This window comes from Hwanghaeella sp. 1Z406, assembly GCF_048892425.1.
Taxonomy (GTDB): domain Bacteria; phylum Pseudomonadota; class Alphaproteobacteria; order UBA8366; family Aestuariispiraceae; genus Pacificispira.
The window spans coordinates 14,724-36,413 of record NZ_JBLZHU010000010.1; the positions used below are offsets into that span (position 1 = coordinate 14,724).

Annotated in this window: 17 protein-coding genes; 6 read left to right on the forward strand and 11 right to left on the reverse strand. The window is 56.4% G+C overall.

Features of this window, described 5'->3' with window-relative positions; genetic code table 11:
• Positions 1–49: 49 nt before the first annotated feature.
• Together ACOSDR_RS17425 and ACOSDR_RS17430 are read left to right on the forward strand one after the other, a co-directional pair.
• Positions 50–2,092 (forward strand): hydantoinase/oxoprolinase family protein, encoded by a 2,043-nt coding sequence (locus ACOSDR_RS17425; RefSeq protein ID WP_420732044.1) that lies wholly within the window; start codon positions 50–52, stop codon positions 2,090–2,092.
• Positions 2,089–3,774, forward strand: a complete 1,686-nt coding sequence (locus ACOSDR_RS17430) for a hydantoinase B/oxoprolinase family protein (protein ID WP_420732045.1) — start codon at positions 2,089–2,091, stop codon at positions 3,772–3,774. The genes ACOSDR_RS17425 and ACOSDR_RS17430 overlap by 4 nt, the downstream gene beginning before the upstream one ends.
• Here the strand turns inward: ACOSDR_RS17430 and ACOSDR_RS17435 are convergent.
• From ACOSDR_RS17435 to murJ, 7 genes are all read right to left on the reverse strand, one after another.
• The gene (locus ACOSDR_RS17435) at positions 3,758–4,627 is read right to left on the reverse strand and encodes an alpha/beta hydrolase (protein WP_420732046.1); all 870 of its coding nucleotides are present in this window, start codon (positions 4,625–4,627) and stop codon (positions 3,758–3,760) included. The genes ACOSDR_RS17430 and ACOSDR_RS17435 overlap by 17 nt on opposite strands.
• A 65-nt stretch (positions 4,628–4,692) precedes the next feature.
• Positions 4,693–6,186, reverse strand: a complete 1,494-nt coding sequence (gene glpK, locus ACOSDR_RS17440; RefSeq protein WP_420732047.1) for a glycerol kinase GlpK — start codon at positions 6,184–6,186, stop codon at positions 4,693–4,695.
• The gene (gene glpD / locus ACOSDR_RS17445; protein WP_420725928.1) at positions 6,186–7,688 is read right to left on the reverse strand and encodes a glycerol-3-phosphate dehydrogenase; all 1,503 of its coding nucleotides are present in this window, start codon (positions 7,686–7,688) and stop codon (positions 6,186–6,188) included. The genes glpK and glpD overlap by 1 nt, the downstream gene beginning before the upstream one ends.
• A gap of 150 nt (positions 7,689–7,838) precedes the next feature.
• Complete coding sequence (locus tag ACOSDR_RS17450) at positions 7,839–8,147, reverse strand: type II toxin-antitoxin system RelE/ParE family toxin (protein ID WP_420725927.1); 309 nt, start codon at positions 8,145–8,147, stop codon at positions 7,839–7,841.
• Positions 8,144–8,395, reverse strand: a complete 252-nt coding sequence (locus ACOSDR_RS17455) for a CopG family ribbon-helix-helix protein (protein WP_420732048.1) — start codon at positions 8,393–8,395, stop codon at positions 8,144–8,146. The genes ACOSDR_RS17450 and ACOSDR_RS17455 overlap by 4 nt, the downstream gene beginning before the upstream one ends.
• Before the next feature lie 121 nt (positions 8,396–8,516).
• Positions 8,517–9,554, reverse strand: coding sequence for a tryptophan--tRNA ligase (gene trpS, locus ACOSDR_RS17460; RefSeq protein WP_420732049.1), 1,038 nt, complete (start codon positions 9,552–9,554; stop codon positions 8,517–8,519).
• A gap of 87 nt (positions 9,555–9,641) precedes the next feature.
• The gene (murJ, locus tag ACOSDR_RS17465) at positions 9,642–11,207 is read right to left on the reverse strand and encodes a murein biosynthesis integral membrane protein MurJ (protein ID WP_420732050.1); all 1,566 of its coding nucleotides are present in this window, start codon (positions 11,205–11,207) and stop codon (positions 9,642–9,644) included.
• Positions 11,208–11,375: 168 nt separating this feature from the next.
• Here murJ and ACOSDR_RS17470 point away from each other — a divergent pair, with 168 nt between their 5' ends.
• Positions 11,376–11,729: an antitoxin Xre/MbcA/ParS toxin-binding domain-containing protein gene (locus tag ACOSDR_RS17470; protein ID WP_420732051.1), complete on the forward strand. Its 354-nt coding sequence runs from the start codon at positions 11,376–11,378 to the stop codon at positions 11,727–11,729.
• Between the two features lie 11 nt (positions 11,730–11,740).
• Positions 11,741–12,292 carry an RES family NAD+ phosphorylase gene (locus tag ACOSDR_RS17475; protein ID WP_420732052.1) on the forward strand — a complete coding sequence of 184 codons (552 nt, stop codon included), beginning with the start codon at positions 11,741–11,743 and terminating at the stop codon, positions 12,290–12,292.
• 5 nt (positions 12,293–12,297) lie between these two features.
• Here ACOSDR_RS17475 and ACOSDR_RS17480 read toward each other — a convergent pair whose 3' ends face one another.
• Positions 12,298–15,147, reverse strand: coding sequence for a [protein-PII] uridylyltransferase (locus tag ACOSDR_RS17480; RefSeq protein WP_420725921.1), 2,850 nt, complete (start codon positions 15,145–15,147; stop codon positions 12,298–12,300).
• 92 nt (positions 15,148–15,239) lie between these two features.
• On the opposite strand from ACOSDR_RS17480, the gene ACOSDR_RS17485 reads away from it, so the two are divergent.
• Positions 15,240–16,163, forward strand: coding sequence for a sulfotransferase family protein (locus ACOSDR_RS17485; RefSeq protein ID WP_420732053.1), 924 nt, complete (start codon positions 15,240–15,242; stop codon positions 16,161–16,163).
• Positions 16,164–16,264: 101 nt separating this feature from the next.
• The gene (locus ACOSDR_RS17490; protein ID WP_420732054.1) at positions 16,265–19,726 is read left to right on the forward strand and encodes a pyruvate carboxylase; all 3,462 of its coding nucleotides are present in this window, start codon (positions 16,265–16,267) and stop codon (positions 19,724–19,726) included.
• A 7-nt stretch (positions 19,727–19,733) separates the two neighbouring features.
• Here ACOSDR_RS17490 and ACOSDR_RS17495 read toward each other — a convergent pair whose 3' ends face one another.
• The 3 genes from ACOSDR_RS17495 to ACOSDR_RS17505 all read right to left on the reverse strand — a co-directional run bounded on the left by ACOSDR_RS17495 (position 19,734) and on the right by ACOSDR_RS17505 (position 21,679).
• Positions 19,734–20,267, reverse strand: coding sequence for a PAS domain-containing protein (locus ACOSDR_RS17495; protein WP_420725918.1), 534 nt, complete (start codon positions 20,265–20,267; stop codon positions 19,734–19,736).
• A gap of 100 nt (positions 20,268–20,367) precedes the next feature.
• Positions 20,368–20,715: an antibiotic biosynthesis monooxygenase family protein gene (locus ACOSDR_RS17500; RefSeq protein WP_420732055.1), complete on the reverse strand. Its 348-nt coding sequence runs from the start codon at positions 20,713–20,715 to the stop codon at positions 20,368–20,370.
• A gap of 10 nt (positions 20,716–20,725) precedes the next feature.
• Positions 20,726–21,679, reverse strand: a complete 954-nt coding sequence (locus tag ACOSDR_RS17505) for a 3-hydroxyacyl-CoA dehydrogenase NAD-binding domain-containing protein (RefSeq protein ID WP_420732056.1) — start codon at positions 21,677–21,679, stop codon at positions 20,726–20,728.
• Positions 21,680–21,690: the final 11 nt, after the last annotated feature.

Sequence of the window (21,690 nt, forward strand, 5' to 3'; positions counted from 1 at the left end):
TGGTCTGCTGTCAGGCTGAATTTTCATATTGGGAAACGTCGAGGGACAAATGACGAAGATTGTTGGCTGCGATGTTGGGGGAACCTTCACAGACCTGATTTACCTGGATGAAGCAACGGGCGGTGCGCGTATTGCGAAAGTTCCAACAACAGTCGCCAATCAATCACAAGGCGTCCTGAGTGCCTTGGATAAGGCCCAGGTGGATATTACTGCCCTGGACAGTCTGGTGCACGGCACGACGGCAACGACCAATGCCCTGTTGGAGCGGAAACTGGCTAAGACCGGGCTGATCACAACCGCAGGGTTCAGGGATATTCTGGAACTGGGACGGCGCACACGACCCAGCGCCTATGGCTTGACCGGCAGCTTCACGCCCTTGATCCCGCGCAATCTGCGGATGGAAGTGCCAGAACGTATGGATGTTGATGGCAATGTCGTCATTCCCCTGGATGAGGAGGCCGTGAAGCGCGCAGCAGAATCCCTGGTCGCAGAGGGGTGCGAGTCTCTGCTGATCCATTTCCTGCATTCCTATACCGATCCAACACATGAAAAACGGGCAAAGGAAATTGCCCTGTCGGTCTGGCCCAATGCCTATGTCACGGCAGGGCATGAGATTCTGTCAGAGTTTCGCGAATATGAACGGGGTGTCACGGCGGCTGTAAATGCTGCGGTTCAACCCATTTTGGAACGCTATCTGGCCCGCCTGACCAAGGGATTGTCACAGCGTGGCTATACAAAGGACCTGCTGGTGATGCAGGGAAATGGCGGCACCGTCTCGGCAGAAGCGATTTCCAAACTGGCAGTCAATACGGTCATGTCGGGGCCTGCCTCTGGCGTCATGGCGGCCGCCCGCACCGGCAGCGTGTCAGGGCGCGAAAATCTGATCACCTTTGATATGGGGGGGACTTCCTGTGATGTCGGCTTGATCAAGGATGGCACGCCGCAGGTCTCCAGTGAGTTGGAAATCGAATATGCCATGCCGGTGCATGTGCCCATGGTCGATGTTCACACAATCGGAGCTGGCGGTGGATCCATTGCGCGCATTGATGCCGGCGGCTTGCTGCAGGTCGGTCCGGAAAGTGCCGGGGCTCAACCCGGCCCTATCTGTTATGGGCGTGGCGGCACGGAACCGACAATCACCGATGCCAATCTGGTACTGGGCCGTCTGAACCAGGCCCGGCTGTTGGCAGTAGAGGGGGCGCCAGACATTCGCGCCATTCAAGATCGGATCGCGGCTGTTATTGGAGAGCCTTTGGGCCTGTCCTGGGAGGCGGCGGCGGCAGCCATTTTGCGCATAGCCAATGACCGTATGGCAGGCGCGGTGCGTATGGTCTCCCTCAGCCGTGGTCATGACCCGCGCGATTTCTCGCTTTTCGCCTTTGGTGGGGCGGGTCCATTGCATGCCGGTGCCATTGCACGGGAATTGGGTGTTCCAACGCTGCTGATCCCCGCCAGGCCCGGCATCACCAATGCGCTGGGCTGTGCTGTGGCCGACCTGCGCCATGACTTTGTCAACACGATCAACAAGCCTATGGCCAGTGTCGATATGAGCTTGGTACGCGATACATTTGAAGCGCAAATTGCCGAGGGACGCGCGCGTCTGGACCGGGATGGCGGAGGTACCGGAGCGGTCCGCGTGATCCACACTGCCGACATGCAGTTCATTGGTCAAAGCCATCTATTGTCCGTCCCTATTGCCGACCCCGCGATTTCCAGGGAGGATTTGCAGGCTGCATTTGAGGCGGTTTATTGGGCACGGTTTGAAGTGGCCTTACCGGAAATCAAGGCCAATTTGGTCAATCTGAACACGGCAGTCATTGGTATTCGCCAGCAGGTGGATTTGCGCCTGTTATTGGATCCGGTGCCGGCTGATGTGCACCCGGAAAGCCGACCGGTTTGGTTTGAAGAGGGGGGGTGGACCGAGACCCCGATCCTGCAGCGCGCAACTCTTTCGCCCGGCACCCAACTTTTTGGCCCCGCCATTGTCGAACAGATGGATACAACCACCGTTCTGGCACCGGGCATGCGGGTTGAGGTCGATGAGATCGGCAATATGATAGTCCATGTCGGACCTGGAGGGGTGGCAGCATGACGACAGAAATTGACCCCATCACGCTGGGCGTTATCCAGAACGGCTTGCAACAGGTCTGCAACGAGATGGACCTGGCCTTCTGTCGCGCCGCATTTTCGCCAGTGATTGCGGAGGCGATGGATCGATCTGACGGGATTTATGCGGCAGAGGACGGTGCGCTGATCGCTCAAGGGGATCTGGGCCTGCCGGTCTTTGTCGGCACAATGCAATATGGCACCCAGGCGGTCATTCAGCGGGTTTCTAATCCACAGCCGGATGATGTGATCATCTGCAATGACCCCTATCTGGGCGGCACACATTTGATGGATGTGCGGTTTTATCGGCCGTTCTTTTATCAGGGCGAATTGTTCTGCTGGTTGGCCAATACCGGCCATTGGCCCGATACCGGTGGCATGGTGCCCGGTGGCTTTTCCGCCCGCGCAACAGAGGTGGAACAGGAAGGATTGCGTATTCCCCCGGTGAAGCTGTTCAAACAAGGGGAATTGGACCCGGAAATCCTGGCGATCATTCAGTCCAATATCCGCATTGCTGATCAACGGATTGGCGATATCCAGGCCCAGGCGGCGGCCTTAAAGATTGGGGACAAACGCCTGACCGCCCTTTTGGATCGTTATGGACGCGATACGGTCGCACAAGCGATTGCGGAATTGCGTGCCAGGGCCGAACGCCTGATGCGGGCCACCATCGCGGATGTGCCGGACGGCGTTTATACAGGTGAAGCCTTCGTCGATTCAGATGGCGTTGTGGATGAACCCCTGAAAATCGCCATGCAGATCACGGTCAAAGGGGATGAGATGACCTTTGATATGACAGGCTCCTCACCGCCCTGTCGCGGGCCAATGAACAGCGTGATTGCGACCACGCGGTCTTCCGTCTATCTGGCGATCAAGCATATCTTTCCCGACGTACCGCTGAATGCAGGCACGTATGCGCCGTTAAAGATCATCGATCCAAAGGGAACCTTCCTTTATGCGGAATATCCCCGCCCCGTCTCAGGCTGTGCGGCGGAGGTATCGCAACGCATTGCTGAGGCCGTGTTTGCAGCCTTGACCAAGGCGATTCCGGATCGACTATTCGCCGCACCTGCCGGGTCCAGCGGCAATTTTGCTTTGGGGGGCTATGACCCGGACAAGCAGCGGTCTTATGTCATGTATGTCATCTCCGGCGGGGGATATGGGGGCCATGCAGGGGGTGATGGCTTAACCAATGGATGCTCCACAATCGGGATTTCAAAGTCCCAACCGATCGAAGTGTTGGAGCAATATTATCCGGTCCTGTTCGAACGCTATGCTCTGGCCGAGGGGTCGGGCGGTGCAGGTCAGCATCGCGGTGGGTTTGGTATCAATTATCGTGTACGCGTACGCCGGGGGGAGGCACGGGCCTCTATGGTTATGGACCATGGGCGCACGGGGCCGCAAGGGGCGCTGAATGGATCAGAAGGCGGCGCGAATACCGTCCGCTTCGATTTCAAGGATGGCAGTACCCATACACCCCTACATCTGTCCAAGGAACAGGATATCACCGTGCGACCCGGTGATGTGATTGATGTCTGTACCCCTGGCGGGGGTGGTTATGGCAATCCGTCCAATCGGGACCCACAGAAGGTACAGGATGATATCCGCAAGGGCTATTACAGCGCTGAACAGTCCGCGGCCCGGTTTCCAATCAAGGGTTCTGAATAAAGTCCTTAATTTCTTCCAGGATTGGTGCCTTGCCGCGCAGCAGCGTGCTAAGCGCCAGGATCGTGTCCGCATGGCTGAGATCGGAATAGAAATGGGTCTCTACGGGTCGATCTGATTCGGCCAGTCCAGCCGCAAGCACGCGCGTGTTTTTGGGTAAGACTGTTGTATCGGCCTCCCCATGGAACAATAGAATGGGAGGCGTGTCGGCATTGATGAAGTTTACCGGTGACACATTCGGATCGTCCAGAGAGCCTGCAAAGGCGTCCCGCGTGACCTTGTATTCCTTTGGGTCAAAATCATAGGGGCCGGATATACCGATCAATCCGACGATATCCTCAGGCACGGCACCTGACTCTTTCAGGTACTGTGTGTTCAACCCCAACAAGAGCGCGTTATACGCCCCGGCCGAATGCCCGGCCAGATAGACCCTTTCCGGGTCGCCCCCATAGTGATCGATTTGTTGCTGTGTCCAGGCGACGGCGGCGGCATTGTCTTTGATGAAATCTGGAAACCGGACATCCGGCACCAGACGGTAGTCCGCCACCACCACGACCAGCCCCAAGGCGGCCAGCGCACGTCCGGCAAATTCATAGTGTTTCTTTTGACCGGTCTTCCAGGAACCGCCATAGAAAAAGACAATCGTTGGCAGCTTCTTTCCCTGTATTCGGTCACTTGGGGCATAGATATCCAGCTTTTGTCGGGGGTCATCCCCATAGGCGATATCCTGCGCGACCTGTTCACTGCCCTGGTCATAGGGAACGACGGCATTAAAAAACCCCAATGGGGAACACCCGGTCAGTGATATCAATGCAACAAAGGCCCCGATCACTCTTTTTTCGATGGAAAATGACACGCACTAAGATCCTTGAATAAAAAGCCCCTGCTATCTGTACGTATCTGAAAATAGATTGGATGATTTTAACTGGATGAAAGCGTACGCCTGACCGCATCCTTCCAGCCCGCTCTTTTCGTGCCGCGCGTCATGTCATCCATATCGGGCTGGAACCGTCGGTCCAGACGCCAATCGGCGGCGAAGCCCTCTTGATCCGGCCAGACGCCTGCTTGCCGCCCCGCCAGCCAGGCCGCACCCAGGGCAGTGGTTTCCAGAACCTGCGGGCGATCCACAGGTGCATTCAGCAGATCAGAGAGTTGCTGCATCGCAAGATCACTGGCCGTCATGCCGCCATCGACCCGCAGAACCGTTTCAGCCGATGCTGATTGGGGCCAGTCCTTATGCATTGCATCCAACAGGTCTGCGGTTTGGTGGGCCACAGATTCCAGCGCAGCCCAGGCCAATTCTGCGGCGCCGGTTGCTCGTGTTATTCCAAAGATTGCGCCGCGTGCCTCTGCATCCCAATGAGGCGCGCCAAGCCCTGTAAAGGCCGGTACCAGATAGACCGAATGTGCCGGATCGGCCTGCTGCGCCAAAGTATTCACATCCTTTGAGTCCTTTATCAACCCCAGGCCATCCCGCAGCCATTGCACCGCCGCCCCGGCAACAAAGATTGACCCTTCCAGCGCATAGGTTGGTTTCCCGTCCAGGCGATAGGCTAATGTGGTCAGCAGGCGATTGTGGGATTGGCTGGCCGTATCGCCCGTGTTCAACAGCGCAAAACAGCCAGTGCCATAGGTGGATTTCAAACTGCCGGGCTGGAAGCAGGCCTGGCCGATTGTGGCCGCATGCTGGTCGCCCGCAACACCAAGAATCGGTACAGCGGCCCCCAGAATTTTTGGATCCATCGTGCCGAATTCTGCGGCGCAATCCAGAACCTTGGGCAACAGGGCACGGGGTATGTTGAACATCTGCAACAGGTCCTCGTCCCAGTCCTGCATGTGGATGTTAAACAACAGTGTGCGCGCGGCATTTGTCGCATCGGTCGCATGGACCCGCCCACCGGTCAGGGTCCAGATCAGCCAGCTATCGACCGTGCCGAAGGCCAGTTTTCCCGATGCCGCCTGGGCACGCGCACCCGGTACAGTGTCCAGAATCCAGGCGATCTTCGTTGCGGAAAAATAGGGATCCAGTAACAGGCCTGTTTTGGCCGTCACGTCCGCTTCAACACCGGATTGTCGCAACCTTGCGCACAAGTCCGCCGTGCGTCGGTCCTGCCAGACAATGGCGTGATGGATCGGCCTGCCGGTGGTGCGGTCCCACAGGATGGTTGTTTCGCGCTGGTTTGTGATGCCCAGACCAGCCAGGTCGCGTGCCTCTAAACCAGCTGCCGCCAGCGCTGTCTTCATCGTTTCAACGGCTGTGGTGATCAGGTCTTCTGGCGCATGTTCCACATGACCGGAAGCTGGGAAGTGTTGGGCGAATTCCTGTTGGCCGCTGCCCAGGATGTGATACCCCTCGTCAAAGATCAGCGCGCGGGTGGAGGTCGTTCCTTGATCCAGGGCCATGATCTTGGACATCAGCGGTTTTCCTTCATCCACGCGTCCAGGGCCTGGACCTGATCCGGGGTAAAGTGCAGACCCAGCTTGGTGCGCCGCCATAAAACATCTTCGGCACAATAGGCCCATTCCTGAGCCATCAGGTAGCGCAGTTCGGCTTCATAGAGATCGGCACCAAATAGACGCCCCAAATCTTCCAAGAATTTCGCATCCCCCAGAATGTCGCGCGTCCGGGTGCCATAGTGACGGATCATGCGATCTATAAGGCGGTCTGGTAGGGCGGGATGTTCCGACTGAATAGCGTCTGCTAGGGCCTTTGCGCCCTGAGCCGGGAAATCACCACCCGGCAGGCTGGCACTTTGGGTCCAGGCAGGCCCTTTCGCGCCCAGTCGGGCCTCGATTTTGTGCAGCATGCTTTCAGCAAGGCGGCGATAGGTGGTGATCTTGCCGCCGAAAATATTCAACAGCGGTGCTTCCTCTGGCCCGCCCTCATCGCGCAGGACATAATCGCGGGTCGCCTCTTGCGCGGCGCTGGCCCCATCATCGAACAAGGGACGCACGCCGGAATAGGTCCAGACGATATCATCGCGCGTGATCGGGCGTTTGAAATAGGCCCCGGCACCCGCCAGCAGATAGTCGGTTTCTTCGTCCGAAATACCAAATTGATCCAGGTCGCCGGCAAAGTCACGGTCCGTGGTGCCGATCAGGGTAAAATCCTGCTCATAGGGAATGGCGAAGAATATCCGCTGATCGGTGTTCTGAAATATGTAACAGCGATCATGATCATACAGCTTGCGAACCACGATATGGCTGCCCTGGACCAGACGGACATGATGCGCCTCGTTATCGCCAAGGGCGCTGCGCAGAAACTGATCCACCCAGGGGCCCGCTGCATTGACCACAGACCGGGCCATGACCGTGCGCTGCTCACCACTGTCGGTATCTTGCAAGGTGATGTGCCACAGCGCGCCCTCCCGCTTCAGCGCGCGGCACTCGGTGCGGGGCATGATATCTGCCCCCCGGTCCGCGGCATCCCGGGCGTTCAACAGGGTCAGGCGCGAATCCTGAACCCAACAATCGGAATATTCAAATCCGGTTACATAATCATCCTTCAGCGGCAGGCCCGCCGGGTCCCGGCGCAGGTCCAGAGATTTTGCAGCGGGTAACAGCTTTCGCCCGCCCAGATGGTCGTATAGAAACAGACCCAATCGCAACAGCCAGGCCGGGCGTAGTCCACTGTGATGGGGCAGGACGAAACGCAGCGGCCAAATGATATGGGGCGCATTGCGCAACAGGGTTTCCCGCTCCATCAGGGATTCACGGACCAGTCGGAATTCGTAATGTTCCAGATATCGCAATCCGCCATGGATCAGCTTCGTCGAGCCGGAGGACGTGCCACTGGCCAGGTCCTTCTTCTCACACAATCCAACGGAATAGCCGCGGCCCACGGCGTCCCGTGCGATACCACAGCCATTGATACCCCCACCGATGACGAAGATGTCATAGGGTCCTGGTTGCGCCATTCAAAACTCCTTCGTCAATCGCCGCATCACGATAACATCGGTGCCCGCCCGATACACGCATAAGGTCTTTTGTGTCAGGAGGAAAGGGAATGGATTATGACAATTGTTGCAGGACCGGATTGATTGCCAAATGCTGTTCGACTTGTCGTATTAATCGCTCTTCTTCCTGTCTCGCAGCGCTTTAACAAGATCGCGGGATGTCTGGAAAATTGCTAATATAGTCACCGTCTCGGTGCCGACTTCATAGACGATCAGGTAGGGAATCCCAGAGACACTTAGTTCTCGCGTCTCAGGCAGGCGACCTGGACGGCCCAGAGATGGAAATTCCAGCAATTTTTCCGCTGTTTGCACAATCCCTCGAAACACGGTCTCTGCGGCAACGGGATTATCCAGGGCGATATAATCCACAATCTCCTCAAGATCACGGGCCGCTGGTTCGGCAATGATTAATTGCGTCAACGTTCCCAGCCGTGTTTCGTGGCAATGCCGGAAAACACCTCATCTGCAGGAATGACTTTGCCGGACCGTGCAGCAGCAATCCCGGTTGTGATCCGCTCCAACTGCCAAGCGTTGGCTTCCAGGTATTGTTCAATAGCTTGATTGACGATGTAATTGCGAGACCGGTCCATCGCATTTGCCAAAGCATCAATTTCGGACACTTTGGCCGTGCGGATTGTGATAGGCTCAGATGTGGCGCGCTCAGACATGGTGTGCTCCATTGTAATCACATGTAATCGTATCACCAAATACCATTTGCGCAAAGTTAAGCTTACAGCGCAACCTGGGCGCTGTAGTGGATAAGATTGAAATGATACTGCTCTGGCCGCTCTAAGCGCTGACCAGCCCCAGCGTATCGCGGACTTCTTTCAGAATGGGCGCGGAGAGGGCTTTTGCCCGTTCGCCGCCCTTAGCCAGGATACGGTCGATTTCTGCCCGATCTTCCAGCAGTCGGTTCATTTCCGTCGTGATGGGTTCCAGATGCGCGACCGCCGCGTCGGCGAGAATCTGCTTGAAGGCGCCAAACTGGCTGCCGCCGATTTCAGACAAGGCTATCTCGACCGTCTGGTGGGTCAGGGCAGCATAGATCGTCACCAGATTCTCTGCTTCCGGTCGACCGGCAAAGCCCTTCTTGTCGGTGGGGAGGTTCTCCGGATCGGTTTTTGCCTTCTTGATTTTCTTGGCGATCTCGTCGGCCGTATCGGTTAAGTTAATGCGCGACATGTCCGATGGATCGGATTTCGACATTTTCTTGGTGCCGTCGCGCAGGGACATGACGCGGGTCGCCTCGCCCAGGATCAAGGGTTCGATCACGGGGAAGAAATCCGGCACGCTCCAGTCATTGTTGAACTTGATCGCGATGTCGCGGGCCAGTTCCAGATGCTGCTTCTGATCTTCGCCCACCGGCACATGGGTTGCGCGATAGGCCAGGATATCGGCAGCCATCAGATTGGGATAAACGAACAGACCCGTTGAGGCGTTCTCTTTATTCGATCCGGCCTTTTCCTTGAACTGCGTCATGCGGTTCAGCCAGCCCATGCGCGCCACGCAATTGAAATACCAGGCCAGTTCCGCATGATCCGGGTTCTGCGATTGATTGAACAGGATGTGCTTGTCCGTATCAATGCCACAGGCGATCAGCGCGGCAGCCACCTGTCGGGTTGCTTCGCGCAGTCCCGCTGGGTCCTGAAATACGGTCAAGGCGTGCTGATCCACGACGCAATAAATGCATTCATAGTCTTTTTGCAGCGGTGCCCAGTTGCGAATGGCGCCTAGATAGTTCCCCAGCGTCAGATTGCCGGTTGGCTGAATGCCAGAGAAAACGCGGGGTTTATGCGGTGACGGTGTGGTCTTGGTCGGCGCGGTCATGGGATGTGGACTCCCCGAACGATGTTGATGAAAATGCGCCCCGCTTATCGCGGGTTCCGGGTGGGGGGTCAAGTCTGGAACACTGAATTATTCTGTAAGTCTGCGTCGGCGCGTCAGGGCGCGTTTTACTTCTCTTAGGTCTGTGCCTCCCAAAACCTGCACCAGGGTGAAATAAAGAAATGCGCCGATCAGGACCAATCCAACCAAGGCCCCGATCCGAAGCATCAGGGTCCAATCCACCAGATGCGGCATAAACTGGATCCCCGCATAGAGGGCCAGGCCCATCGTGATGGCCGCCAGTAACAGGCGGGGCAGGCGGCGGCGAAATCTTGTATCCAGCGGCAGATGCCCGCGTTGGGACAGGATGGCGGCCATCATTCCCGCATTGACCCAGGCCGCCAAAGAGGCGGCAAGCGCTATGCCTGTGGATCCCATCACCTGCATCAACAGATAGGCTAGAAGGACATTCACGGCCATTGAAATGGCCGCCAGGATCAAGGGTGTCCTGGTATCACCACGGGCAAAAAAGGCGGGCGATAGTATCTTTGCCAGGACGACTGAGGGCAGGCCGATTGCCATCGCGGCGGTAATGGCCGCTGTGATCTGTGCATCCTCCGGCGCAAAGGCACCGCGCCGGAACAGAACATCCACAACCGGCATCGGCATCGCGATCAGGGCGGCGGTGGCAGGCAATGTAAACAAAAGCCCGATTTCCAAGGCACGATTCAAACTGTCGGAGGCGCCCGTCATATCCTTGGCGCTTAACTGGCGCGATAATAGGGGCAGCAGGGCCACGGATATAGCAACGCCGATCACGCCCAGCGGCAATTGCGTCACCCGGTCCGCGTAATACAGATGGGCAATCGCGCCTGCGGGCAGCAGAGAGGCCAGCATGGTGGAAACAACCGTGTTGATCTGACTGACACCCGCGCTCAAAACCCCAGGCCCCATGCGCCGCAACAGGGAAATGATGTCCGGTGACAGGCGCGGGCGCGGCAGATGCACCAGAATGCCTGCACGGTGACAGTCCCAGGCAATCAGCCCGAACTGTAAAACCCCGCCAATGAACACACCCCAGGCCAGCGCGAAGGCAGGCAAGGTCGGCAGCAGGTCAGAGAGGCTGAGCCCCATCGCGACGATAAGCACAATATTCAGCAGTAAAGGGGCTGCCGCCGCCGCACCAAACCGGTCCACCGTGTTCAACATGCCAGACAGCAACGCGGATAGGGCCATGAAGGTCAGATAGGGAAAGGTGATGGTGCTCAAGGCCACAGCCAATGCAAATGTATCTGCATTCGCGCCAAATCCAGGGGCCAGCACCAGAATGACAAAGGGCATGAAGGCCATTGCCAGCACGGTCAGCACCAACATGGTCAGGACCAGCAGAACCGCAGCCTCTCCCCCAAAGCGGATGGCGCTTTCCTTGCCTTCCCGCTCCAACCGTTTGGCATAGATCGGGACCAGGGCGGCATTCAGCGCACCTTCGGCAAATAAGCGACGGAACAGATTGGGCAGCCGAAAAGCGACGACAAAGGCCTCCGCTGCCGGGCCCGCCCCCAACACGCCGGCCATCATCGCATCCCGGACAAAGCCCAGCACCCGACTGACCATTGTCCAGCCGCCTACCGTCGCAATGGACCGCATCAACGCCATACACTTCCTCCAACCGCAAGAAGCAGCAGCATTAGCCGGATTCGACCGTCCTGGCGAGTGTGGGAAAGAGGCTGAATGGGAAAGAAATTATAGACTAAATCTTCCATTTTTCTTTCACCAATTGACTTTAATGCAAGAAAAACTAAATATCATGGGGAAGCTGCCCATATGAAAGTGACGATGATGAGCGTAGCGCTGGTAAAAATTTTGGACGATTTAAAGCGGGTCGGGGGTTTGAAGGGTACAGATTTGGCTAATATCGTGGATGCATCTGCGGCTACCGTGTCGCGTTGGTCCCATGATAAGGGAAGCCCCCCTCTCCCCATCCAGGCCATGATCGCTGATTTGCGTTATGTTGTGGAACGACTCTCAGATTTCTATACGCCGGATGAGGCGCGCCTTTGGTTGCATGCCCGTCATCCACTTTTGGACGGCGCGCGGGCGATTGATTTAATTCGGGATGGTAAGGTGGAACCGGTCTTGGCTGTGATTGAGCGGCTGGATGCGGGCGCTTATCTGTAGAATCGCTGCGCATGACATTCACCCATGCCCGCGACATTGTGCTTTTGGATGCAATAGACGCTTTGCCACGGATCGGCTATGAGGGCCCGCTTTGGCGTGTGTGTCGACAGGGGCGTGATCCGCTCCAAGGGCATGCCTCTGGTGGGCGATGGGATCCTGGTCGTTTTGATGTTCTGTATTGTTCGCTTGATCCCAATGGTGCGGCGGCTGAGATGCAATTTCATTTATCCCGCGAACCTGTCTTCCCCTCAAAATTGGTGTTTGAGCGGCATCACCTTGGCGCACAGTTGAAACGGACTCTTCGGTTGGGTGATATGACGGCCTTGGCAGCGTTGGACGTAGATATTAAAACCTATGGATCTCTGCACTATCAACGATGCCAGGAAATTGGGGATGCAGCCTGCTTTCTAGGGTTTGATGGTTTGATCGTACCCAATGCGCGGTGGGACTGTTTGAACGCAGTAATCTTTACAGAAACAGCGGAACCAAGCGCCCTGAAACTGCTGTCCAGTGAACAGATTGATTTAATGAATTGGGCGCGGAAGTTTAAGAAACCGCGCTGATAACCTTACTCCGCCGCTTGAGCCTTTGGGTTGGCGGCGCGTTTGGCGGTTTTTTTGGCCAGTGCCTTGCGGGCGTGTTTGGTGGGGGGCGGTGCGGTTTGGGCCTCTGCCTCCAGCAGGGCATAGCGCAGGGCCTGGCGGATCTGGTCCAGGCGACCGGCATGTTCCACCTTCAGGCCGAATGTATCCTTCACATAAAAGACGTCGACGACCTGTTCGCCATAGGTGGAAATCTTTGCAATCGCGATTTGCAGGCGCTGTTCCACCAGGGCGGATGTGATCCGATACAACAGGCCCGGTCGGTCGCGCCCGTTGACTTCGATCACCGTATGGGTTGCCGATGCGCGATTGTCGATCAAGACACGGGGCGGGACGGTAAATACCCGCGTGCGCGATGGCAGCGAGACTTTCGCCCGTTTCATCAATTCATCCAGGGGACGAATTTCGCCCGCCAGGGATTGTTTCACCATGGCAGATAGGCGGGCCAACCGGTCCGGGCGAGAGAATGTGCCGCCCTCGGCATCTTGAATCAGAAATGTGTCCAAAGCCATGCCGTCTTTCAACGTGCTGATTTTGGCATCCACCACAGTTGCGCCCGCCAATGCAATAGCACCTGATAATCGGGCGAACAGACCAGGATGGTCCAGGCAGTAGACGGTCAGTTCCGTAACCGACTTTTCCTCATCAACACGGGTATCCAGGGTTAATTCGTCGCGATGCCTTTCCGCGCCGCGCACCAGACGGGCATGGTGGGCCAGCGTGTCCAGATCCAGCGCCAGGAAATATCCTTTCCCACCGCGTTTCAGATGCGCGTCGATATCTGCCTGATCCCAGCCATCCTCCAACAATCGATCCGCCAGACGGGTCTTTGCCGCAGCGGCGCGCAGGATGCGCCCTTCGGAGGCGGACGCCCCCGCCATGACTTCTTCAGCGCGATAGAACAGATCGCGCAGCAGCGTCGCCTTCCAATTGTTCCAGACATTCGGGCCCACGGCCTTGATATCGACAACTGTCAGACACAATAAAAGCCTCAGCCGTTCAGGTGATTGCACCAGGGCGACAAAGTCGGTGATGGTTTTCGGGTCTTCCAGGTCCCGCTTGGTGGCGGTCATGGACATGGCCAGATGGTGCAGGACCAACCACGCCACCGTGTCGGTTTCAGCCTCGTTCATGCCCAGACGGGGACACAGTTTGCGTGCAACCTTCGCGCCCAATTCCGAATGGTCGCCACCGCGCCCTTTCGCTATGTCATGCAGCAAGGTTGCGACGTATAACACATTGCGGGACTGGATCTGATGGATAACTTTACAGGCGACCGGATGTTCTTCGGTCAACAGGCCGCGTTCAATTTTGTTCAGGATTCCGATCGCGCGGATCGTATGCTCGTCGGTCGTGTAAACATGGTACATGTCATATTGCATCTGGGCGACCACGCGGCCGAAATCAGGCACAAATTTACCCAACAGGCCGCATTCATTCATGTCGCGCAGCGTCAGGTCCGGTGATTCTTTCGCACACAGAATTTCCATGAACATCTGATTGGCGTCTGGATCATTGCGAAAGGCGGCATTGACCTTGCTCAAAGATCGGGTGACGGCCGTCAGTGCGTCCGGGTGCAGGGCCAGGCCGGTTTCATTTGCGACCTTGAAGATGCGCAACATCTCCAGGGGCGATTCCCGGAAGACCTTTTTATCGGCAATGGTGATGCGCTGGCCTTCAAGCGGGAATCCTTCCGCATCGCGCTGAAAGAATTTCGCAGGCAGGCGGAAAATGGACCGCCGCTTCTGGGCAGCTTCAAAGGCGGCCAGGAAGATGCGGGTCAGATCCCCAACATCCTTGGCGACCAGAAAGTAATGCTTCATGAAGCGTTCAACGCCGCTGCCCCCGGCACGGTCGTTATACAGCATCCGATTGGCCAGTTCCGGTTGCACGTCAAAGGTCATCCGTTCCTCTGGCCGGTTCGTCAGGTAATGCAAGTGGCATCGCACGGACCAAAGGAAGAATTGCGCCTTGGCGAAGCGTGCGACCTCGGTTTTGGTCAGAGCACCTTCTTCGATCATCTCGGCGATATCTTCCACGCCATATAGGAACTTTGCACTCCAATACAGGGCGTGCAGGTCCCGCAATCCGCCCTTGCCGTCCTTTATATTGGGTTCCAGCACATAGCGGCTGTCGCCCATGCGTTCGTGCCGCTCATCGCGCTCAGCCAGTTTGGCTTCCAGGAAATCCATCTCCCGTCCCGCGACAATCGATTTGCGAAAGCGCGTGCGCAGCTCAGAGAACAGGGACTTATCACCCCAGATATAGCGCGTCTCCAGCAAGGCGGTGCAGATTGTCCAATCAGCCTTTGCCTGGCGCAGGCATTCATCAACGGACCTGGTGGAATGCCCAACCTTCAGCCCGATGTCCCATAGGGTATAGAGAATGGTTTCGACTACCTGATCGACGCGCGCGGCTGGTTTTCGATTGTGCAGGAATAAAAGATCCACATCGGATTGGGGGGCCAATTCGCCCCGACCATAGCCGCCTACGGCAATGATGCTGATAATTTCGGCATCGGTTGGATTGGGGGCCGGATAAATATGCTTGGAAATGCTGTCATACAGCACACGCAGAATCTGGTCGATCAGGAAGCAGTTGCCCGCGACACAGGCCGCCCCGTCCTGATCCTCAAAGAACCGGGTTCGGATTTCTTCGCGACCTTTAGAGAGGGCATTTTTCAGGATGCCAAGCCACGCCGCGCGCGCCTGAGCCTCGCCCTGGACATTGGCCACGGCGTTCGACATTTCTTCCTGAAGGGTCAGGCGATCAATGATCTGGCGCTGCCGCTTCACCTTTACAGATGTATCTATCATACCCTTAACCTAGCGCGCTTTGGGCTGTTTGACGAGGGGTGGTCACATCGGGACTTGGCCGGTATCATGACATTCTAGGGGGATTGAATATAATGAAGGATTTGATTTACCCACAAGAATGGCAAGATGTTGAAGCGTCTATCGCGCGTTTATCCGACAAACAGATATTGTTTGTCTGTGGGGCGGTCAAGTCCGGCACCACCTGGACGCAGTTATGGCTGGATCATCATCCCCAGATCGTCTGTCGGGGGGAAGGGTGCTTCTTTAATGTCTATGCGGGTGCGCTACAGCAGGTATGCCAGGAAACCAGTAAATTTGTGCTGCGCCAGAATGCGACCAAATTTTCAGATTATCCGATATTCCCCCAATTTAATCTGCCCCATGTTCAGTATCTGTTACGGCAATCGGTGCTGGCGCTATTAGCGACATATGGGGATCGTCCAGAAATCCGGGTGGTGGCAGAAAAGAACCCCCCGACCCTGCAGTCGACGGAAACGGCTCTTCAGATTTTCCCGGAAGCAAAAATTCTGAACCTGGTGCGGGATGGTCGCGATATGGCGGTTTCGACTTGGCATGAAAATATGCGGCGGAATGCGCAGGCTTTTAAGGATCAGTTCCCCACATTGGATGATTTCATGCCCGAGATCGCGAAAATCTGGGCGAATGCTCAGACGATCGCGGTGTCGTCACAGAAGACCTATCCAACGCAATTCAGACAAATTCATTATGAAGATTTACTGCATAGTCCACAGCCGATCATGGCGGATGTCTTTGCCTGGTTGGGCGTTAAGGCGGACCCTGATACAGTTGCTGAATGTTGTGCGGCAACATCGTTTAAGGCTCTGTCTGGTGGGCGTGACGCGGGCCAGACCGATGACAGCAGTTTCTTTCGCTGCGGTGTTGAGGCGCAATGGCGGCTTGAACTGACGCCAGCCCAGCAGGATATTTTCTGGCAGATTGCCGGCGATGCAATGCAGGCCCAGGGCTACGATAAAGACGGGCGCGTAACTCAGTAATTCTGACCTTTCCTGATCCTATTCAGTCTGCTTTCGCAGTTGCACAATACGCTATTAAGATGCGACAGTTTGTAACTGTACGCATCGTTTGGGGGAAGATCATGCCGACGCAAAAAGCACAACCGCCGCAAAAGGTTTTGGTCGCCAATCGCAGCGAAATTGCCATTCGTGTAATGCGGGCAGCCACGGAACTGGGCTTTGGCACCGTCGCGTTATATGCGGAAGAAGACAAGCTGTCTCTGCACCGGTTCAAGGCGGATGAAAGCTATCACATCGGTCAGGGGCTGGGACCGGTGAAGGCCTATCTGACCATCGAAGAGGTCATTCGGGTCGCGAAGAAATCAGGGGCGACGCTTATTCATCCTGGCTATGGGTTTATGTCTGAAAACCCTGATTTCGCCGAAGCCTGCGCCGCAAATGGCCTGATCTTTGTCGGGCCACCGCCGGATGTGATGCGGTCGCTGGGCAACAAGGTTTCTGCGCGCCATATGGCGGTGAAGGCGGGTGTGCCGGTCATGCCAGCAACCAATCCCCTGCCGGATGATATGGATGAATGCGCCAGAATGGCCGAAGATGTCGGATATCCCGTCATGCTGAAAGCCAGTTGGGGGGGCGGTGGTCGCGGCATGCGCGTGATCGAGGATGCCAGCAAGTTGAAAGAACAGGTTAATGCCGGACGGCGAGAGGCGGAAGCCGCTTTTGGCAATGGCGAAGTCTATCTGGAAAAACTGGTACAGCGCGCCCGTCATGTCGAAGTGCAGATCCTGGGCGACAGCCATGGCAATCTGGTGCATTTGTTCGAGCGGGATTGCTCCGTCCAGCGGCGCAATCAGAAGGTGGTGGAACGCGCCCCGGCCCCCTATCTGGATTCCGCCACGCGGGAACGGATATGTCAGTCGGCCCTGAATTTGTGTAGGGAGGCTGGTTATATCGGCGCTGGCACAGTTGAATTCCTGATGGATTCCGATACCGGTGAATTCTATTTTATCGAGGTCAATCCCCGTGTTCAGGTCGAACATACGGTGACGGAGGAAGTGACCGGTATCGATATCGTCAAGGCGCAGATCCTGATCGCGCTGGGCGGTCATATCGGGAATGAGGAAGAAACCGGTGTCCCGCCTCAGGATGCGATCTTCCTGAATGGACATGCCCTGCAATGCCGGGTCACAACGGAAGACCCTGAATCGAATTTTACCCCTGATTATGGTCGTATCACTGCCTATCGGGGGGCAACGGGGTTCGGCATCCGGTTGGATGGCGGTACGGCCTATTCCGGTGCGGTGATCACACGCTATTATGACAGCTTGCTGGAAAAGGTCACGGCCCGGGCGGCTACGAAAGAGGCGGCGGTGCGCCGTATGGATCGGGCGTTGAAGGAATTTCGCATTCGGGGTGTCGCGACCAATCTGGCGTTTCTGGAAAATGTCATCAACCATCCGGACTTCGCCAGTGGCAATATCACCACGCGCTTTATCGATACGACCCCGTCCCTGTTCCATTTTCCCAAGCGGCGCGATCGGGCGACCAAGCTGTTGCGCTTTATCGCCGATGTTACCGTGAATGGAAATCCAGAGGTCGCGGGCCGCCCCAAACCGCCAGCCCATGCCTTGCAGCCAGTTGTACCCATCACCGTCTTTGGGGAACCACCTAAAGGGACCAAGCAGATATTGGACGAGCGGGGTCCGGAAGGGTTTCGCGATTGGATGCTGGCCGAACAACGAGTTTTGATCACTGATACGACGATGCGCGATGCGCACCAATCCCTGTTGGCGACGCGTATGCGGTCTTATGACATGGTTAAGGCGTCCGATGCCTATGCCAGGAGACTGCCGGAACTTTTCTCTCTGGAATGCTGGGGCGGGGCGACGTTTGATGTCGCGATGCGATTCCTGAAGGAAGACCCCTGGGACCGTTTGGCTGATATCCGTGCGGCGGTTCCCAATGTGCTGTTACAGATGTTGCTGCGCGCGTCCAATGCCGTGGGATATACCAATTACCCGGATAACGCGGTGCAGTACTTTGTCGAAAAAGCGGCCGATGCGGGTATGGATGTCTTTCGTGTCTTCGACAGCCTGAACTGGGCTGATAATATGAAGGTCGCGATGGATGCGGTGTTGAAAACCGACCGCCTGTGCGAGGCGGCGATTTGTTATACCGGGGATCTGTTCGACAAAAGCCGCCCGAAATACGACCTGGATTACTATGTCACATTGGCGCAAGAGCTGAAGTCCCATGGCGCGCATATTCTGGGCATAAAGGATATGGCGGGCCTGTGCCGCCCGGCGCAGATCCGAACTCTGGTGAAGACATTGAAGGCAGAAACCGGACTGCCGATCCATTTTCACACTCATGATACGTCTGGTATCGCGGCGGCGACGGTATTGGCGGCGTGCGAGGCTGGTGCGGATGCCGTCGATGCGGCGATGGACAGCTTTTCGGGCCTAACGTCCCAGCCGAATTTGGGCTCTATCGCGATGGCGTTGCAGGATACGGATCGTGCAACCGGTCTGGATCCGGCGACTATCCGGGCATTTTCTGATTATTGGGAAGCCGTGCGGGTGCAGTATACGGCCTTTGAACCGGATCTTCGGGCCGGTGCGTCAGAAGTTTATCTGCACGAAATGCCAGGCGGCCAGTTTACAAATTTGAAAGAACAGGCCCGGTCGCTGGGGCTTGCCGAACGCTGGCATGAGGTTGCCCGCATGTATGCGGAAGTCAATCAGCTGTTCGGCGATATCGTGAAAGTGACACCGTCTTCCAAGGTTGTGGGCGATATGGCCCTTTACATGGTGTCCAGCGGCATCTCGCCAGAGGATGTCACCAATCCAGATATCGATATCACCTTCCCGGACTCGGTCGTGGCAATGCTGCGAGGGGATCTGGGGCAACCGCCTGGTGGATGGCCACAGGCCTTACAGAAAAAGGCGTTGAAGGGCGAAGCGCCAAAGACGGATCGGCCCGGCAAACATCTGGTTGCTATCGATTTTGAGAAAGAACGCAGCGAGGCGCAAAAAGCCGCCCAGCGACAGGTCAGCGATTCGGACCTTGCATCCCACATCATGTATCCGAAGGTTTTCGCAGATTTCGCCAAACATCGCCGGGAATTTGGTCGCCTGGATGTGTTACCGACCCCGATATTCTTCTATGGCATGAAACCGGGCGATGAAATCACCGTGGAGTTGGATCCGGGCAAGGCGCTGGTCATTCGTCTTATGGCCGTCGGGGAGGCGGACCAGAAGGGCGAGCGGGAAATCTTCTTTGAATTGAATGGTCAACCGCGTGTGGTTCGGGTTGCGGACAAGGCTGTGGCCTCGACAGCGCCGGTGAATGACAAGGCTGATATGTCCAACACAAATCATGTTCCCGCACCAATGCCGGGACTGGTTGCGATGGTGGCGGTCAACGAAGGTCAGAAGGTTCGGGCAGGGGATGTGTTGTTGACGCTGGAGGCGATGAAAATGGAAACATCCATCACCGCGCCGAAGGCAGGCACAATCTCTCGCGTCGCGACGAAGGCCGGCACGCAGGTGGACGCCAAGGATCTGTTGGTTGTGATAGAATAGGGCGTGCTTACTCGCCCGACTCGAATTGGACCACCACCAGGATATGGTCAACTTCCCCCGGGCTTTCCTGATCATTTTTGCTCAGCGGCAGGCGCAGAATTTGCAAGCGACGAGGATATCCGGCAATGTTGGTGAACGTCAATCGGACATGCTGCGGTGTCTTCGACCGCACCAGTTCCTCCAGATCAGTTTGCAGCAAGTCGCGCAGCTTTATAGGCTCCTGATCATCGACGTAGTGGCCCGTAAGGTTCGCGTTCTGAATGCTTTCCGCCATGGTTCCGGTCAGTCGATAGCGGAAACGCAGAGGGTCATGCTCTACGTCAATTAGAATAAGATACGGCAGCGCGCTTCGGTTAAAGGCATGGGGAGAAAAGTCGGATTTTGTTGGTAGCGCGTTTTCTGTGCGCAACGATGTCCACAGCGACAGAATGTCTTTAAATCGCGAACTATCATAGGCCAGATCAATTAAAAGGTGTTCTCTTTCGCAGGGATGGTCACCGTCAATATTATATATGCCGCCTTTTGGTTGTTCCCCTATCATAATACCCAATTCAATTTACAGTCGAAAAATTACAGGCGCTAATTGTAATTCCAACAATAAGCTGTTTTTTTGCGACCGATCAAGGGGCGTGTGGTGTGATTTACCGGTCATGCCTGATTTTCGAATCCTCTGGCACCTGCGCGCGGTCCGTCATGCCATAGTCCCGATGGACTTCCGCGACACGCAAGCGATAGTCCCGGAACATCTCACCCCGGCCTATTGCCTGGGCTTTGCGATGTTTCTCAAGCTGCCGCCATTCCTGAATGGCGGCCTCATCGCGCCAAAAGGATAGGGAAAGGATTTTCCCCGGCGTCACAAGACTTTCAAATCTTTCGATGGAGATAAAACCATCAATTTGATTGAGTAGAGGCCTGAGATCGGCGGCTATCTCCAGATAGTCGGGCATGCGACCGTCCTGAGGCTCCACTTCAAAAATAACTGCCATCATGATGCATGTCCTATTTTTCAGATGTATTGAATTGCTTCAGCACGGCGACAAGTTTCTCGTCTCGCTCGGCGCTTAATGCCTCAAAAGATCGCCCGTTTTCTTCTGCGCGGCACCCTTCGGCCAGGATCGATGCGGTTTCCGGCGTCAGATCCGGATGCCCCAGACTGTCCCACCAAACGGAAAAGCTGGGGCCAAAGCGTTCAATGAAGACTTCCATCCCCTTACCGCCACTGGCCAGATTAAACAGCATATGCGGCCCCATCACGGACCACCGCAGACCGGGCCCGTGTACTACGGCCTTGTCGATATCCTCAACAGAGGCAACCCCTTCCAGGACCAGATGGATGGCTTCGCGCCACAGGGCGGCCTGCAATCGGTTGGCGACATGGGCGGGGACTTCTTTCAGCACCCGGATTGTCTTTTTGCCGCATCGGTTTTCAAAGAAGTCTTGGCACCAGTCAACGGCGGCAGGGTCCGTTTGCTTATTGCCCAACAGCTCCACCAGGGGGATGAGATGCGGCGGGTTGAACGGATGGGCCAGGACCAGACGTTCCGGCTGCTTTAGTCCCTTTTGCATATCCTTTAACAACAGACCGGACGAGCTGGTCGCCAGGATCGCATGCGCTGCCATTCCGGGCTCCATGGCTCGAAACAGGGCGTGTTTGACGTCCAGTCGTTCGGGAACGCTTTCCTGGATGAAGGCGATATCGTGGACGGCTTGTGCCGGGTCCTCATAAAAATCAATCGCGGTCTGGTCGGCCCCCGCAACAATCACGCCCAATTCACGCAACACGGGCCATGCACGATTAATATAGCTTTGCAGGGCGTCGCGGGCGCCTGGCTCCGGGTCATAGGCGTTGACCGCCATGCCCCGCGCCAAAAACAGGGCTGCCCAACTTGCACCAATCGTTCCTGTCCCGATGACAGCAACGCGGTCCAGAGACTCTGGCGTCGGATAGGCCATAGTGCCCTCCT